12 protein-coding genes are annotated in these 15,119 nt (G+C 75.1%); 4 read left to right on the forward strand and 8 right to left on the reverse strand.

From position 1 onward, the window contains the following. The first annotated feature begins 9 nt into the window (after nucleotides 1-9). Nucleotides 10-2,076, forward strand: coding sequence for a SpoIIE family protein phosphatase (locus ACZ501_RS16175; RefSeq protein ID WP_468795948.1), 2,067 nt, complete (start codon nucleotides 10-12; stop codon nucleotides 2,074-2,076). A 32-nt stretch (nucleotides 2,077-2,108) separates the two neighbouring features. On the opposite strand, the gene ACZ501_RS16180 is transcribed toward ACZ501_RS16175, so the two are convergent. Next, nucleotides 2,109-4,052: an ABC transporter permease gene (locus ACZ501_RS16180; protein ID WP_468795951.1), complete on the reverse strand. Its 1,944-nt coding sequence runs from the start codon at nucleotides 4,050-4,052 to the stop codon at nucleotides 2,109-2,111. A gap of 140 nt (nucleotides 4,053-4,192) precedes the next feature. Beyond that, nucleotides 4,193-4,996, reverse strand: coding sequence for a molybdate ABC transporter substrate-binding protein (gene modA / locus ACZ501_RS16185; protein ID WP_468795954.1), 804 nt, complete (start codon nucleotides 4,994-4,996; stop codon nucleotides 4,193-4,195). 267 nt (nucleotides 4,997-5,263) lie between these two features. On the opposite strand from modA, the gene ACZ501_RS16190 reads away from it, so the two are divergent. Next, nucleotides 5,264-5,674, forward strand: a complete 411-nt coding sequence (locus ACZ501_RS16190; RefSeq protein ID WP_361611044.1) for an RNA-binding S4 domain-containing protein — start codon at nucleotides 5,264-5,266, stop codon at nucleotides 5,672-5,674. A gap of 87 nt (nucleotides 5,675-5,761) precedes the next feature. On the opposite strand, the gene ACZ501_RS16195 is transcribed toward ACZ501_RS16190, so the two are convergent. The 4 genes from ACZ501_RS16195 to ACZ501_RS16210 all read right to left on the reverse strand — a co-directional run bounded on the left by ACZ501_RS16195 (nucleotide 5,762) and on the right by ACZ501_RS16210 (nucleotide 8,395). Next, the gene (locus tag ACZ501_RS16195; RefSeq protein ID WP_362464650.1) at nucleotides 5,762-6,169 is read right to left on the reverse strand and encodes a PTS-dependent dihydroxyacetone kinase phosphotransferase subunit DhaM; all 408 of its coding nucleotides are present in this window, start codon (nucleotides 6,167-6,169) and stop codon (nucleotides 5,762-5,764) included. Then, complete coding sequence (gene dhaL / locus ACZ501_RS16200) at nucleotides 6,166-6,774, reverse strand: dihydroxyacetone kinase subunit DhaL (RefSeq protein ID WP_468795957.1); 609 nt, start codon at nucleotides 6,772-6,774, stop codon at nucleotides 6,166-6,168. The genes ACZ501_RS16195 and dhaL overlap by 4 nt, the downstream gene beginning before the upstream one ends. Before the next feature lie 37 nt (nucleotides 6,775-6,811). After that, nucleotides 6,812-7,816, reverse strand: coding sequence for a dihydroxyacetone kinase subunit DhaK (dhaK, locus tag ACZ501_RS16205; RefSeq protein WP_468795960.1), 1,005 nt, complete (start codon nucleotides 7,814-7,816; stop codon nucleotides 6,812-6,814). Between the two features lie 114 nt (nucleotides 7,817-7,930). Next, nucleotides 7,931-8,395 (reverse strand): MarR family winged helix-turn-helix transcriptional regulator, encoded by a 465-nt coding sequence (locus ACZ501_RS16210; RefSeq protein WP_361610830.1) that lies wholly within the window; start codon nucleotides 8,393-8,395, stop codon nucleotides 7,931-7,933. A 109-nt stretch (nucleotides 8,396-8,504) separates the two neighbouring features. On the opposite strand from ACZ501_RS16210, the gene ACZ501_RS16215 reads away from it, so the two are divergent. Then, nucleotides 8,505-9,062 carry a DoxX family membrane protein gene (locus ACZ501_RS16215; RefSeq protein ID WP_468795963.1) on the forward strand — a complete coding sequence of 186 codons (558 nt, stop codon included), beginning with the start codon at nucleotides 8,505-8,507 and terminating at the stop codon, nucleotides 9,060-9,062. Between the two features lie 99 nt (nucleotides 9,063-9,161). Further along, nucleotides 9,162-10,949: a glycoside hydrolase family 15 protein gene (locus ACZ501_RS16220; RefSeq protein WP_468795966.1), complete on the forward strand. Its 1,788-nt coding sequence runs from the start codon at nucleotides 9,162-9,164 to the stop codon at nucleotides 10,947-10,949. Nucleotides 10,950-11,067: 118 nt separating this feature from the next. Here the strand turns inward: ACZ501_RS16220 and ACZ501_RS16225 are convergent, their stop codons facing one another. Beyond that, nucleotides 11,068-12,492: an APC family permease gene (locus tag ACZ501_RS16225; protein ID WP_468795969.1), complete on the reverse strand. Its 1,425-nt coding sequence runs from the start codon at nucleotides 12,490-12,492 to the stop codon at nucleotides 11,068-11,070. Nucleotides 12,493-12,866: 374 nt separating this feature from the next. Continuing rightward, entirely contained in the window at nucleotides 12,867-15,116 is a 2,250-nt protein-coding gene (locus ACZ501_RS16230) for a PP2C family protein-serine/threonine phosphatase (protein ID WP_468795972.1), read from the reverse strand. Nucleotides 15,117-15,119: the final 3 nt, after the last annotated feature.

Consider the following 15,119-nt stretch of genomic DNA (forward strand, 5'->3'; position numbering starts at 1 on the left):
CCTGGCTGCATGGACGAGCGGGGACGGCCCCCCGAGGTCGACTGGCCCGCGCGGCCCGACCTGAGCCTCGCGCTCAACCGCATGGGGACCTTCGACTGGGACCTCGACAGCGGGCGCATGTACCTGGACGCCACCGCCCTCGAGGTCCTCGGCCTGCGCCCGGAGCAGTACGACGGGACGCCGGCGGGGCTGCGCCGGTGTGTCGTGCCCGGCGACGGGGCACGGCTGGACGGCCGCGTGGAGCAGGCGCTCAACGACGGCCGCAGCCACTACGGCGCCTACTTCCGCATCCTGCGCGTGGACGGCCCGCCGGCCTGGACCCATCTGCAGGGCCACATCCTGCGGGACCCGCAGGGCCGCCCGTACCGGGTCATCGGGATCCTCCGCGACGCCGCCGAGGACCCCGGCGAGCCCGGCGCCGCGGGGGAGCGGGACGAGGGGCGGCGCCGGATGACCGGTGTCGTGGAGCGGACCACGGCGATCCTCGCGCACGCCCGCACCGTCAACGACGTGACCGACGTCCTCAAGGACCCCGAGGCCCTCGGCCACCTCGGCGCGGTCAGCGTCATGCTCGGCATCGTCGACGGCGGCCGGATCCACCTCGTCGCGGAGGGGCAGCTGGGCTCGTACGTGCCCGAGATCGAGTACACCCGGATCGACGCGGTGCTGCCGATGAGCGAGGCCGTACGGACCCTGCAGCCGGTCTTCATCGCCTCGCGCGAGGAGTTCCAGCGGCGCTACCCGCAGCTGTGGCCGTACATCGAGCCGCTGGCCGTGCGCAGCGGCGCCTACCTGCCGCTGATCGCCCAGGGCCGGCCGGTCGGCGCGCTCGGCCTGCTCTACACCCGCGACGGGGACTTCAACGCGGAGGAGCGGAACCTGCTCGTGGCGCTCGGCAGCGGCATCGCGCAGGGCCTCCAGCGGGCCATGCTCTACGAGCAGGAGCACGACCTCGCCGAAGGCCTCCAGCGGGCCATGCTGCCCCGCGCGATCCCGGAGGTGCCGGGCGCGCTGATCGCCGTACGGTACCGGGCCGCCCGGATCGGGCGGGACATCGGCGGCGACTGGTACGACGTCGTCCCCCTCGGCGAAGGCCGGGTCGGGGTGACGATCGGCGACGTCGAGGGGCACGACACGGACGCGGCGGCGGTCATGGGCCAGCTGCGCATCGTGCTCCGCGCGTACGTCCTGGAGGGCCACACCCCCGGCACGGCGATGGCGCGCGCCTCCGCCTTCCTGCGGGACCTGGCGACCGAACGCTTCGCCACCTGCACCTACGCGGAGCTCGACCTGAACACCGGCATGCTGCACATCGTGCGGGCCGGCCACCTCGACCCCGTCGTACGGCGCGGGGACGGCAGCTGCCACCGGATCCAGGTGGTGGGCGGGCTCCCCCTCGGGCTGCCCCCGCGGGAGCAGCCGGGCAGCGGCTCCGGCTATCCCGTCACCACCCTGGAGCTGCACCCCGGGGACACCCTGCTGCTGTGCACCGACGGCCTGGTCGAACGCCCCGGCGGCGACTACGAGACCGGGATGCGGGAGTTCACGGAGGCCGCCGAGAGGGGCCCGGCCGACGTCGAGGAACTCGCCGACGTGCTGTGCGACCTGGTCGGGGACGCGGGCGGCGGGGACGACATGGCCCTGCTCCTGCTGCGCCGGCGCGGCAGCCCCGCACCGCGCGGCGGCGGCCCGCTGCGCCAGCGCCTGGTGCCCGGCGACGCGGACGGTCCGGCGATGGCCCGGCACCTGATCCGGGCCGCGGTGGCCGCCTGGGGAGCCCGGCACCGCGCCGACGAAATCGAGCTGGCCGCGGACGAGCTGATGACCAACGCCCTCGTGCACACCGAGGGCGGCGGCCAGGTCGCCGTGCGGCTGACCGCGGAGGGCCGGATCCGCGTCGAGGTCGAGGACCGGAGCAGCGCCCTGCCCCGCCGGCGCGAGGCCGACGACTGGGCGGTGTCGGGCCGCGGCCTGCTGCTGGTGGAACGGCTCGCGGACGCGTGGGGCGTCGAGCCCCGCGGCGCCGGCAAGTGCGTGTGGTGCGAGTTCGCCGTGCCCGTGTCCGGGGACGGCTGAGCGTCGGGGGCGCGTACCGGGCCCCCGTCACGTCAGAGGGACACCAGGGTGACCTCGGTGGCCTTCACGCTCGCCCATACGTGCACGCCGTCGGCCACGCCCAGTTCGGCGGCCGCCTCCGGGGTGATCTCGGCGACCAGGTCGGGGGCATCGGCCGGGGCGACGAGCACGCGCAGCCGGCTGCCGGCCGAGGTGATCTCCCGTACGGTGCCGGGCCAGACGTTGCGCGGGCTGCCGGCTGGGCGGTCCCGGTGCAGCGACACCGCTTCGGGGGCGATGATCGCCAGGGCCTGCGTCCCCTCGGGCAGGGTCTCGGCCACCACCAGCCGGCCGCCCCCGGCGAGCGCGAGCCCGTCGGCGGAGGCGGTGCCGGGCCAGGCGTTGCGGCCGAGCATGCGGGCCACCCACGGGGAGCGCGGGTGCCGGGTGACCTCGGCCGGCGGTGCGTCCTGGAGGGTGCGGCCGTCGGCCAGTACGAGGACCCGGTCGGCCAGCGACACCGCCTCGACGGGATCGTGCGTGACGATCAGGCAGACCCCGCCGAAGCCCGCCAGGTGCCTGCGCAGCGTGTGCCGCACGTGCGCCCGGGTGGTCTGGTCGAGGGCGGCGAGGGGCTCGTCGAGGAGCAGCAGCCGGGGGCGGGCGGCCAGCGCCCGGGCGAGGGCCACCCGCTGGGCCTGGCCGCCGGACAGCTGGGCGGGCCGGCGCTGGGCGAGGTGGCCCACGCCGAGCCGGTCCAGCCACAGCTGCGCCTCGCGGCGGGCCTCGGCGCGCCCCGTCCGCCGGGCCCGCAGCCCGTAGGCGGTGTTGGCGAGGGCGCTCAGGTGCGGGAAGAGCGCGCCGTCCTGCGGGACCCAGGCCACCTGCCGCTGGTGCGGGGGCAGGGCGGTGACGTCGGTGTCGCCGAGCCGGAGCTCGGCGCGGGCGCGCGGCGTCAGGCCCAGCAGGGCGCGCAGCAGGGTGGTCTTGCCGGCGCCGTTCTCGCCGACGACGGCGATGGTGGTGCCGGGTCCGGCGTCGAGGGTGAGTTCGTTGAAGCCGGTGACCTCGGCGTGCAGGGGCCAGCGGCCGCCGTCGTCGGGGGCGGCCGCGGCCCCGGCGGAGGCCGGTTCCCCGGCGGGGGCGGCCGCCCCGGGGGCGGGGGCGGAGTCGGGGCCCGCGGATGCGGCCTTGGCGGCCGCGGGGATGCCCGTCCAGCGGCCGCGCAGGGCGATCAGGACGCCCATGGCGATGGCGAGCAGCAGCAGCGAGACCGAGGTGGCGGCCTCCGGCTGGTCCTGGAGCAGCAGGTAGACCTGGAGCGGCAGGGTCTGGGTGGTACCCGGCAGGTTGCCGGCGAAGGTGATGGTCGCGCCGAACTCGCCGAGCGCGCGGGCCCAGGTGAGGGCCGCGCCGGCGATCAGGCCGGGCGCCACCATGGGCAGGGTCACCGTGAAGAACACCCGGACCGGGGAGGCGCCGAGGGAGGCCGCGGTCTCCTCGTAGCTCTGCTTCAGTCCGCCGAGCGCCCCTTCCAGGCTGATCACCAGGAAGGGCATGGCGACGAAGGTCGCGGCGACGACCGCACCGGAGGTGTGGAAGGGGAGGGTGACGCCGAAGGCGTCCTCCAGCCAGGGCCCCACCAGCCCGCGCCGCCCGAAGCCGAGCAGCAGCGCGACGCCGCCGACGGTCGGCGGGAGCACCATCGGCAGCAGCACCAGCGAGCGGACGAAGGCCTTGCCCCTGAACTCGACCCGCGCCAGCAGCCAGGCGAGCGGTACCCCGAGGAGCAGCGAGAGCCCGAGCGCCCACAGGGACACCAGCAGTGAGAGCTTCAGGGCCGTGACCACACCGGGGCTCGTCAGGTGCGTGCCGAGTTCCCCCCACTGCGTGCGGGTGAGGATGCCGACGAGGGGCAGCAGCAGGAACGCGACGGCGAGCAGCGCGGGAAGCGCCAGCGTCACGGGGGGCCGGGTGCGGGGGCGGAGTCTGCGCATGGGGTGAGGGCGGTTCCTGATCGTGGCGGGGCGGGATCCTACGGAGCGTACGGGCGGACGCCCGCCGGGCGTGCGCGCGTCCGATGCGCCGAAAGGGCTGCCCGTCCCCCCGGACCGGGCAGCCCCGCGGGGCCGTACGGCTACGCCTTCTGGAAACCGGCGTCCCGGAGGATCTTCTGCGCCTCAGGGCCGCTCAGCCAGGCCACGAACGCGGCGGCGGCCCCGGCGTTCTCGGACTGCTTCAGGGCCGCGGCGGGGTAGGAGGCCACGGCGTTCTGCTCGTCGGGGATGTCCACGGTGACGACCTTGTCGCCGGACTTGGCGGAGTCGGTCTTGTAGACCAGGCCGGCGTCGGCCTCGCCCAGCTCGACCTTGCTCAGCACGGCGCGGACGTTGGGCTCCTGGGAGACCGGCTTCACCTCGATCTTCTGGGCGTCGAGGATCTGCTTGCCGTAGCGGCCCACGGGGACCTCGGGGGCGGCCAGGACGACCTTGATCTTCGGGTCGGCGAGGTCCTTCAGCTCGTCGATCTTGAAGGGGTTGCCCTTGCCGGCGGCGATGACCAGGCGGTTCTTCGCGATGATCGAGACGTCGCGGGTCTCGGCCCGCACGCCGTCCATGGTCTTCGTGTCGGCGGTGACCAGTGCGTCGGCCGGGGCGCCCTGCTTGACCTGGGCGGCGAGTTCCTGGGAACCGGCGAAGGAGAAGGTCACCCTGGTGCCGGGGTGGGACCTCTCGTAGGCGGCCTTCGCCGTGTTGAACACGTCGGTGAGGGAGGAGGCGGCGAGCACGGTGAGGTTCGAGGCCTCGGCCCGGGCGGAGGGGGAGCCGGTGTCCGCCTTCTTCTCGTCGCCGACGCTGTCGCCGCAGGCGGACAGCGGGACGAGCAGCGCGGCGGTGAGCGCGGCGGCGGCGCGGCGGCGGGCGGTCGTGGTGGCGGACATGAGGGGGTGCTCCTCGGTGGGGTCGGCGGCCGGCCGGGTGCCGGAACCGCACGGTGGTGACCCGCGCCGGGGACGGGCGGAGCGGGGGTCTAGGACTGCATGTGCGACAAGGTAGGGCCACGATTGCCGCACATGCAATTCTTTTGGCGGGATCTCCACCGCAGATGCCATGGCCCCTGTGGTATCTGCCAAAATCCGTTCCGCTCCGGTGCCGCCGGATCGCTAGAGTCGGTGCATGGCATGGCTGACGCAGGGACGGAGGGTCCGTTGACCGGTACGAGGACCACGGAGGCGGGGGCGGCCCCGCCGGAGGCGGGGACCGCGCGGGTGGACGCCTGGATCTGGTCGGTCCGGCTCACGAAGACCCGGTCCGTCGCGGCGACGGCCTGCCGGGCGGGCCACGTGAAGGTCAACGGGGAGCGTGCGAAGCCGGCGCAGCAGGTGCGGGCGGGGGACGAGGTACGGCTCTTCCACGCGGGACGCGAGCGGGTCGTCGTGGTGCGCAGGCCGGTGACGAAGCGGGTCGGACCGCCGGTGGCCGCCGAGTGCTACGTGGACAACAGCCCGCCGCCGCCCACCCCGGTGGAGGCCGCGGTGGTCGGCATCCGCGACCGCGGCACGGGCCGCCCGACGAAGCGCGACCGCCGGGAGATCGAGAACCTCCGCGGCCGCCCGTAGCCTCCGGCGCCCCGGGTCATGACGGCACCCCCCGCGGGGCCCGCGGATCCCCGTGAGCCCCGCACGGCCCGGGTCGGCGCCCGGGTGTCAGGCCTTGCGGTAGGCGTACGCCTCTTCGGCCGCTGCCGCCACCGCCTCCAGCGGGGCTCCCGCCGAGGCGGCCACCACCGCTGCCACCGCGCCCTCCAGGAACGGCGCGTCCACCAGGCGGCACCCGGGGGGCAGTTCGCCGTCCTCCAGCAGTGCCTTCACCGTCAGCACCGAGCTGCCCAGGTCGGCGAGGAGCGCCACCCCGGCGCCCCCGTCCACCTCCGACGCGGCGGCGGCGATCGACTCGGCGCTCGTGCCCAGCCGGCCGTCGGCGGTGCCGCCCGCCGGGGCCACCGGCGCCACCGCCCCGCCCGCCGCGAGGCCCCGCGCCAGCTCCGCCACCGACTCCGCGACCCGCGCGCTGTGCGACACCAGCACGATCCCGACCAGCGCCCCGCCGCTCACGCGACCCCCTCCGCCGTGTCGGCCAGCGCGCCCAGCAGCAGGGCGGCCGAGGTGGCTCCCGGGTCCTGGTGTCCGATGCTGCGCTCCCCGAGGTAGCTGGCCCGGCCCTTGCGGGCCGTCATCGGCGTCGTCGCCCGGGCCCCGGCCGCGGCCGCGTCCCCGGCGGCACGGTAGGACGCGCTCAGGGCGGTGACGCCCGGGACCAGGGCGTCCAGCATCGTCTTGTCGCCCGGCGCCGCCCCGCCCAGCTGGGCCACGGCCGCCACCCCGGCGTACAGGGCCTTGCGCAGCTCCTCGTCGGAGACCTCGGCGGCTTCTCCGAGTTCCTTGCCCGTGCGCCGCAGCAGCGTCCCGTACAGCGGTCCGGACGCGCCGCCGACCGTGGAGATCAGGGTGCGTCCGGCGAGCTGGAGCAGGGCCCCGGGTGCGGCCGCCGGTTCGGCCCCGGCCAGCGCCGCGCGTACGGCCGCGAACCCCCGCAGCAGGTTGGCCCCGTGATCGGCGTCGCCGATGGGCGAGTCGAGCTCGGTCAGCCGGTCGGCCTCCCGTTCCACCACCACCGCTGCGGCCTCCAGCCAGCGCCGGACGAACCCCGCGTCACGCATTCCGTCTCCTCCGCCGTCCGGTGCCCGCACCGCGCGCTCACCGGCCCCAGCGCAGGGCGGCGGTCTGTACCGGCGCGTCCCACAGGCGCAGCAGCTCGTCGTCCGCCCGGCACACGGTGACCGAACAGCCCGCCATGTCCAGGGAGGTGACGTAATTTCCGACGAGGGCCCGTGCCACCGGCACGCCCCGCGCGGCGAGCACCGCGGCCACCTCCGCGTGGAACCCGTACAGCTGGAGCAGCGGGGTCGCGCCCATTCCGTTGACCAGCAGCAGCACCGGCCCGTCCACCGGTCCCGACTCCGCGAGGTCCTCCAGTACGGCGCCCACCGCCACCTCCGCGATCTCCCGCGAGGTCATCATCGCCCGCCGCTCCCGGCCGGGTTCGCCGTGGATGCCCACCCCCAGCTCCAGCTCCCCGTCCGGCAGGTCGAAGGTGGGGCTGCCCTTGGCGGGGGTGGTGCACGCGCCGAGCGCCACCCCGAAGCTGCGGGAGCGGTCGTTGACCCGCCGCGCGAGGGCGGCGACCCGCTCCAGCGGCGCGCCCTCCTCGGCGGCCGCCCCGGCGATCTTCTCGACGAACAGGGTGGCGCCCGTGCCGCGCCGCCCGGCCGTGTACAGGCTGTCGGTCACGGCGACGTCGTCGTCGACGAGGACGCTCTCCACCCGCAGGCCGTCCTCTTCGGCCAGCTCGGCGGCCATCCGGAAGTTCAGCACGTCCCCGGTGTAGTTCTTGACGACGAACAGCACCCCCTGGCCGGCCTCCACGGCGCCCGCCGCGTACAGCATCTGCTGGGGCACCGGCGACGTGAACACCTCTCCGGCGCAGGCGGCCGAGAGCATGCCGTGCCCCACGAAACCGGCGTGCAGGGGCTCGTGCCCGGACCCGCCCCCCGACACCAGGCCGACCCGTCCGCCGGCCCGCGCGTCCCGCCGTACGATCACCCGCCGCTCGACGTCGACGTCGAGTCCGGGGTGCGCGGCGACCATCCCGCGCAGGGCGTCGGCGACCACGGTCTCGGCGGTGTTGATGAGCATCTTCACGCGAACCTCCCGATGCGGTGGGGTCCCGTCCTGTGACCCGTAGCCGACGGTAGGGCAGGGGACCGCGCCCCGGCGGCGGAACGCGCACACGGTGCCGGGGCGGGATGCGGCCCGTCAGGCGCCCTGTTCGCGCAGGCGGCGGCCGACCTCTCCGAGGCCGTCGGCCAGGGCGTCCAGCTGGTCGGGGGTCAGGACGTCCACCAGGGCCTCGCGCACCGCGGCGACATGGCCGGGAGCGGCCTCCTCCAGCCGGGCCCGGCCCGCGTCGGTCAGGGCGGCGAAGACGCCCCGCACGTCGGAGGGGCAGCTGCGGCGGCGGACCAGGCCGGCCTTCTCCATCTGCCCCACCTGGTAGGTCAGCCCGCTCTTGGAGTTGATCAGCCCGTTGGCGAGCTCCGTCATGCGCAGCTCCTGGTCGGGCGCCGCAGCGAGCCTCACGAGGATCTCGTACTGGGGGTGGGAGAGTCCGGAATCGTCCTTGAGCTGCTGGTCGAGCCGCCGGTTCACCAGTGCGGAGGCGGCCAGGAAGGCCCTCCAGGCCCGCATCTCACGGTCGTCCAGCCATCTCGTCTCCGCCATGCCGCCAGGGTACACGAGTTGTTCGAATTTGAATCAATAGTTAGGGTCGCGTCAGTAGTTCGAATGTGAACAACTGCCCCTCGGGCCGCCCGACCGGAAGGATCCCCCCATGACCAGCGCCTCCGCCCCCACGACGAAGGCCCCGGCCAACGCCCCGGCCGCCCCCGCCGCCGGCACCTCCCCCCACGACGCCGGACTGCTCCTGCTGCGCGTCGTCCTCGGCCTCACCGTGGCCGCCCACGGCTCCCAGAAGCTCTTCGGCTGGTTCGGCGGCGGCGGCATCAGCGGCACCGGCCGGTTCTTCACCGCCGTCGGCTACCCGGCCGGCGACGCCATGGCTGCGGTCGCGGGCCTGACCGAGACCCTCGGCGGCCTCGGCCTCGCCCTGGGCCTGCTCACCCCGCTCGCCGGCGCGGCCGTCACCGGTACGATGATCAACGCCCTGGCCGTCCACGGCGCCGGGGCCTTCTTCGCCCCGAAGGGCATGGAGTACGAGCTCCTGCTCGCCGTCGCCGCCGCCGCGCTCACCCTGACCGGCCCCGGCCGCCACTCCGTCGACCGCCTCCTGCCCGTCGCCGCCGCGCACATCCGCCGGCCGGCCCTCGGCGTCCAGGCCCTCGCCCTCGGCGTGGTCCTCGCGGTCATCACCCTGCTCATCCGCACCTGACGCGCGCGGCGACCGGGTCGCGGGCGGGCGCCCGCCCCGGGCCACCCGGGCGCTCACACGGGCTGATTGACCCCGGGCATTTGGGGGAACAGCGCATGAATGACACAACCCATCGAAGACTACGCACTCATCGGCGACCTGATGACGAGCGCCCTGGTCGGCCGCGACGGGTCCATCGACTGGCTGTGCCTGCCCCGCTTCGACTCCGGCGCCTGCTTCGCCGCGCTCCTCGGCAACAAGGACAACGGCCACTGGCGCATCGCCCCGGCCGCCGCCGAGGAGCGCGAACGGTGCACGCGGCGGGCCTACCTGGACGGCTCGCTGGTCCTCGAGTCCTACTGGGAGACCGACGAGGGCACCGTCAAGGTCGTCGACTTCATGCCGCAGCGCGACAGCGCCCCCGACGTGATGCGGATCGTCGAAGGCGTCTCCGGCCGCGTCACCGTCCGCAGCACCCTGCGGCTGCGCTTCGACTACGGCCGGGTCGTCCCCTGGGTGCGGCGCAGCGAGGGCGACCGGGTCGCCGTCGCCGGACCCGACTCCGTGTGGTTCCGCAGCGAGCCGCCCGTACGGACCTGGGGCGAAGACCACAGCACCCGCTCGGAGTTCACCGTCGCCGCCGGCGAGAAGGTCGCCTTCGTGCTGACCTGGCACCCCTCGCACGAACCGCGCCCCGAGCCCGTCGATCCGTACGAGGCACTGGAGCACAGCCTCGCCGACTGGCGCGAGTGGAGCGACAAGTGCCGCTACCAGGGCCCGTACCGGGAAGCCGTGACCCGCTCCCTGATCACCCTCAAGGCCCTCACCTACGCCCCGACGGGCGGCATCGCGGCCGCCGCCACCACCTCCCTGCCCGAGGAGATCGGCGGGGTCCGCAACTGGGACTACCGCTACTGCTGGCTGCGCGACGCCACCCTGACCCTGGGCGCCCTCCTGTCCACCGGCTTCCTCGACGAGGCCCGGGCCTGGCGGGGCTGGCTGCTGCGCGCCGTCGCGGGCGACCCCGCCGACCTCCAGATCATGTACGGCATCGCCGGCGAACGCCGCATCCCCGAGATGGAGCTGCCCTGGCTGCGCGGCTACGCCTCCTCCGCGCCGGTCCGCGTCGGCAACGCCGCCGTGGACCAGCTCCAACTGGACGTGTACGGAGAGGTCCTGGACGCCCTGCACCTGGCGCGCGCCTCCGGGCTGGCCTCGGAACGGCACGCCTGGAACATCCAGCTCGCCATGCTCGACTTCCTGGAGAGCAACTGGCGCCGCCCGGACGAGGGCCTGTGGGAGGTGCGCGGCCCGCGCCGCCACTTCACGCACTCGAAGGTGATGGCCTGGGTCGCCGCCGACCGGGCCGTACGCACCCTGGAGAGCGCCCCCCACCTGCCGGGCGACGTGAACCGCTGGCGGGCCATGCGGGACGAGGTGCACCGCGACGTCTGCGACAAGGGCTACGACCCCGAGCGCGGCACCTTCACCCAGTACTACGGCTCCCGCGAGCTGGACGCGGCGACCCTGCTCATCCCCCGCGTCGGCTTCCTGCCGCCCGACGACCCACGCGTGGTCGGCACCGTCGACGCCGTCCGGGCGGAGCTGGGCAGCAGTGGCCTGGTGCGCCGCTACAGCACCGAAGGCCCCTCCGTCGACGGGCTCCCCGGCGACGAGGGGACCTTCCTCGCCTGCTCGTTCTGGATGGCCGACGCCCTGCACCTGACCGGCCGCAGCAAGGAGGCGCGCGAACTCTTCGAACGGCTGCTGGCGGTACGCAACGACGTGGGCCTGCTGGCCGAGGAGTACGACCCCCGCACGGGGCGCCACCTCGGCAACTTCCCGCAGGCGTTCAGCCACGTCGGCCTGGTGAACACCGCGATCGCCCTGTCCGCCCTCGACGCGTAGACCGCGGCGTGCGGATCGGGCCGGGCCTGATCCGCACGCCGCGGCCGAGCCCGCCCGGGCACGCCCGTGGGGCCGTCGCGCAACGCGACGGCCCCACGGCGTACTGCCGGACGGAAGGCTAGACGGCGGCGGCCTCCGCCGGCTCCTGCGCCTCCTCCGTGTCGGGGATGCTGACCAGCCAGCGCGAGTCCTTGTGCGGCCGCAGGTACAGCGCCCAGTAGAGGGTGGCGACGGCGGTGATCCCGCCGGTCCACAGCAGGTACTCGGTCTCCTGCTGGGTCAGGATGTACGCGAACACGAGGAGCAGCACGATCGGCACGGCCGGCCACAGCGGCATCCGCCAGGCGGCGCTCTCGCCGTGCGCCCCGCGCCGGCTGAACAGCGCGGCCACCGCGACCAGCAGGTACATGCCGGTCACCGACACGCCCGTCACGCCGTACAGGGTGTCGAGGTTGACGAAGCACATGGCCGCACCCGGAAGGCCGACGAGCAGCGTCGCCACCCACGGGGAGCCGAAGCGGCCCAGGCGCGACAGACCGCGGTTGACCGGCTCGGGCCAGGCCTTGTCGCGGGCGGAGGCGAAGAGCACGCGGGAGTTCTGGATGACCATGACGATGCCGGCGTTGACGATGGCCAGGGCCACGCAGAGGCTGACGAAGGTGCCGACGGCCGAGTTGGACCAGGCGGTCACCATCGAGCCGAGGTCGCCGGCGGTCAGCGCCTCCAGGTCCGGGGCGCCGACGGTGATCGCGATGACCGGGACGAGGATGACGGCCGTGGAGATGGCGAGGGTCGCGAGCACGGTCCGCGGGACGTTGCGGCGCGGCCGCTCCAGCTCCTCGGAGAGGTAGACGGCGGTCGAGAAGCCCTGGGTGACGAAGAGCGCGATCGCCAGGCCGGAGACCACCATCATGGCCGTCACCGTGGAGACGCCGCCGCCCTCGGCGGCCACCGAGCCGTGCACCAGGGCGTCGGCGCCCCGCTCGCTGTGGGCGAAGCCGAGCACGGCGACCAGCGCGGCGGCGACCACTTCCAGGACGAGGAAGACGCCCGTGATCCACGCGTTGGCCCGCAGGTCCAGCAGACCGGCGAGGGTGGCGAGCAGCATCACGCCGGCGCCGGCCGCCGGGGCCGGTATGTCGACCACCGGGGCGAGGTAGTCGGCCGTGCCCATGGCGATCACGGGCGGCACGATCATCACCACGAGCAGGGACAGGACGAAGACGAGCCAGCCGGCGAGCCGGCCCGCCAGGGTGGAGACCATGGCGTACTCGCCGCCGGCGCTGGGGATGAGCGTGCCCAGTTCCGAGTAGCAGAACGCCACGCCGACGCACAGCAGTGAGCCGATGGCGATGGTGAGCGCGGTCCACGTGCCGAGCCCCGAGAAGAGGTCGGGGACGACGACGAAGAGGGTCGAGGCGGGCGTCACGCACGACAGCGTGAGCAGGGTCCCGCCGACGACGCCGATGGAGCGCTTGAGCTTCTGCGGGGTGGGCCCGGTGGCCGGGGCGAGGGCCTGGGGTGCGCTGATCGTGTCAGTCATCGGTGCGGTGTTCCGATCGGCAGATGCGGGGAAGGGTGCGGGAGCGGTATCGCCTCCGGGGCGGTGGTGGGCACTTCGTTCGCTGGCTCCCGGGCCGCTATGCAAGCTCCACGAGATCCGCAGGTCAATAGCTGTTCGCCTGCGGATTCCATCGTGGATCATGCCCCTGGACCGCGGGTCCGGGTGTTAAGGCCGCGTAAATGTTGAGCGGCCGGGGGGTACGGGAACCGCAGCGAGATCCAATGAATTTCCCTCCGCTTTGCCAGCTGCCGAGACGCCCCCGGGCCGGGCGGGCGGGAGGTGTGGAGGGGACTGGGGGTCTATGCCGCGATCCGCCGGGATCGTCCGGCCGGCCCCGGCGCAGGGGGAACGCCCTACCCGTCGCCGTCCGCGGGGGCCGCCGGGCCGGGCGTGCGGGAGGCCAGCAGGAGGGCGATGTCGTCCGGGCGGTCGGCGGTCCGGCCCGCCTCGGCGACCAGCCGGTCGGCCGTCTCCGTCAGCGGCGACGGCCGGGCCGCGGCCAGGGCCGCGCGCAGCCGCTCCACGCCCTCGTCGATGTCCCTGCCCGGCGTCTCCACCAGCCCGTCGGTGTACAGGGCCAGCACCGCGCCCGGATCCAGCGTCAGCTCCGTCACCGGGTACCGCGCTCCGGGGTCGATGCCGAGCACCACCCCGCCCGCCAGGTCCAGGACCTCCACCCGCCCGTCGGGGTGGCGCAGCAGCGGCTGCGGGTGGCCGGCGCGGGCCGCCAGGGCCCGGCCGGACGCCGGGTCCAGCAGGACGTAGCAGCAGCTGGCGAACTGGCCCGGGTCGAGGTCGATCAGCAGCTGGTTGGTACCGCGCACCACCTGGTCGGGGGCGTTGCCGCTGAGCGCGAAGGCCCGTACGGCACTGCGCAGTTGCCCCATGGTGGCGGCGGCCGCCACCCCGTGGCCCTGGACGTCCCCGATGACCAGCGCCAGCGGGCCCGCGGCCGTCTCGATGACGTCGTACCAGTCGCCCCCGACCTCCATGCCGTCCGTTCCGGCCAGGTACCGGCCCACCGTGCTCACCTCGCCCCGCACCGGCAGCCGGCGCGGCAGCAGTGCCGCCTGGAGCCCCCGGGCCAGGGCCGCCTCGCTGTCGTAGCGCCGCGCCCGTTCCAGGGCCTGCGCGATCAGGCCGGCGAGCGCCGTGAGGACCGTACGCTCCTCCGGGCTGAAGCCGCGCCGCTGATCGAAGCCGAGGATGCACGAGCCCACCGGGCGGCCGGAGGCGATCAGCGGCAGGAAGGCGCGGGCCCCGACGTCGGCGTCCAGCGGGATCCCCGGATAGGCCGCCGCCAGACGCTCCATCGACTCGAAGAACAGCGGCCGGCCCGAGGTGAGGGTCTCCACCCCGGGCAGCCGCTCGTCCAGCGGCACCCCGTCGAAGCGGTCGAGGAACCCGTGGGGGAAACCGGTCTCCCAGGCCAGGTACAGGTGCCGTTCGTCGAGGAGGTAGATGGCCAGCTGGCGGCCGCCGAACGCCGGCAGCAGCTCCTCGGTGACCACCGCCGACACCTGCCGGGCGGTCACCGCCTCGGTCAGCGCGATCGCCAGGGCCACGGGCCGGTACAGGGAGGAGGCCCGGTCCGCCGGCGACCCGAGGCCGGCGCCGGGGCGGGTCACCGACCCGGGGGCGTAGACGGGCGCCTCGACGGCCTCCAGGGTGACCGTCACCCCCGAGGGGCCCGGATGCAGGCCCACCGACAGCCACTCCTCCGGGCCCGGCCCGGTGTCCGGGCCGGTGTCCGCGCCGGGGCCGGTGTCCGGGGGCGCGCCGCGCCGGGCGGCGAAACCGACGGGCTCGCCGGAGATGAACACCCCGCGGAAGTGGTCCTCGTAGGCGGAGTGTCCGAGCCAGGGCAGCGCCTCCCACAGCAGGCGTCCGCGCAGCGGGGGCGCGGCCGGCCCGAGGAGCTCCCCGGCGGCGGCGTTGACGAAGGCGATGACGCCCTGCCGGTCCACGGACAGCACCGCGAGCCCGAGCCGGTCCACGGCCTCCCGGGCCTCCACGGCCTCCCGGGCCTCCACGGCTCCCTCGGCGTCGCCGGTGTCCGCGGAGGGGCCCGGCGGCCACGGCACGCACAGCGGATCGCCGTCCCAGCGCACCGGATCCCCGGCGGCGCTCAGCGCGGCCAGCTCGCGCCCCAGCCCGGCGGCGGCCTCCCGCAGCCGCTCCCGCTCACCGGCCTCCACCGTGGCGCCGGGCGCCGCCGGGCGCAGCACCAGCAGCACCCCGAACCGCTCCGCCCCGGCGGCGACCGGCTCGTAGAACGACCCGAAGGGGAACGGCAGCCCCGCCATCAGCTGCGGGAAGCGCCGCATCGCGGACTCCCCGTCCGGCAGGTGCACGGACTGCCCGGTGCGGTAGGCCTCGGCCACCGGGTACGGCCGGTTCACCTGCATCCGCCACCAGGGCCGGAACAGCCTCCCCGGCAGGCCCGTGACCACCGCCATCCGCAGCAGCCCCTCGGTGCCGGAGCGCAGGTAGATCCCGCCCGCGTGCGCGCCGAGGGCCTCCACGGCCCGCACCGTCGCCCGCGCGAGCGCCTGGCCCGTGGCGACGGGGGCCGGGCCGCCGCTGTCCGGTGTCGCCGTCACACA

Source organism: Streptomyces sp. NPDC034085, from assembly GCF_055575555.1.

What these genes read in the sequence shown, in the direction of transcription:
- ACZ501_RS16175 (WP_468795948.1), top strand. Translation starts at nt 10, where the DNA reads ATGGACGAGCGGGGACGGCCCCCCGAGGTCGACTGGCCCGCGCGGCCC.
- ACZ501_RS16180 (WP_468795951.1), bottom strand. Translation starts at nt 4,052, where the DNA reads ATGCGCAGACTCCGCCCCCGCACCCGGCCCCCCGTGACGCTGGCGCTT.
- modA (WP_468795954.1), bottom strand. Translation starts at nt 4,996, where the DNA reads ATGTCCGCCACCACGACCGCCCGCCGCCGCGCCGCCGCCGCGCTCACC.
- dhaL (WP_468795957.1), bottom strand. Translation starts at nt 6,774, where the DNA reads ATGCGTGACGCGGGGTTCGTCCGGCGCTGGCTGGAGGCCGCAGCGGTG.
- ACZ501_RS16210 (WP_361610830.1), bottom strand. Translation starts at nt 8,395, where the DNA reads ATGGCGGAGACGAGATGGCTGGACGACCGTGAGATGCGGGCCTGGAGG.
- ACZ501_RS16215 (WP_468795963.1), top strand. Translation starts at nt 8,505, where the DNA reads ATGACCAGCGCCTCCGCCCCCACGACGAAGGCCCCGGCCAACGCCCCG.
- ACZ501_RS16220 (WP_468795966.1), top strand. Translation starts at nt 9,162, where the DNA reads ATGACACAACCCATCGAAGACTACGCACTCATCGGCGACCTGATGACG.
- ACZ501_RS16225 (WP_468795969.1), bottom strand. Translation starts at nt 12,492, where the DNA reads ATGACTGACACGATCAGCGCACCCCAGGCCCTCGCCCCGGCCACCGGG.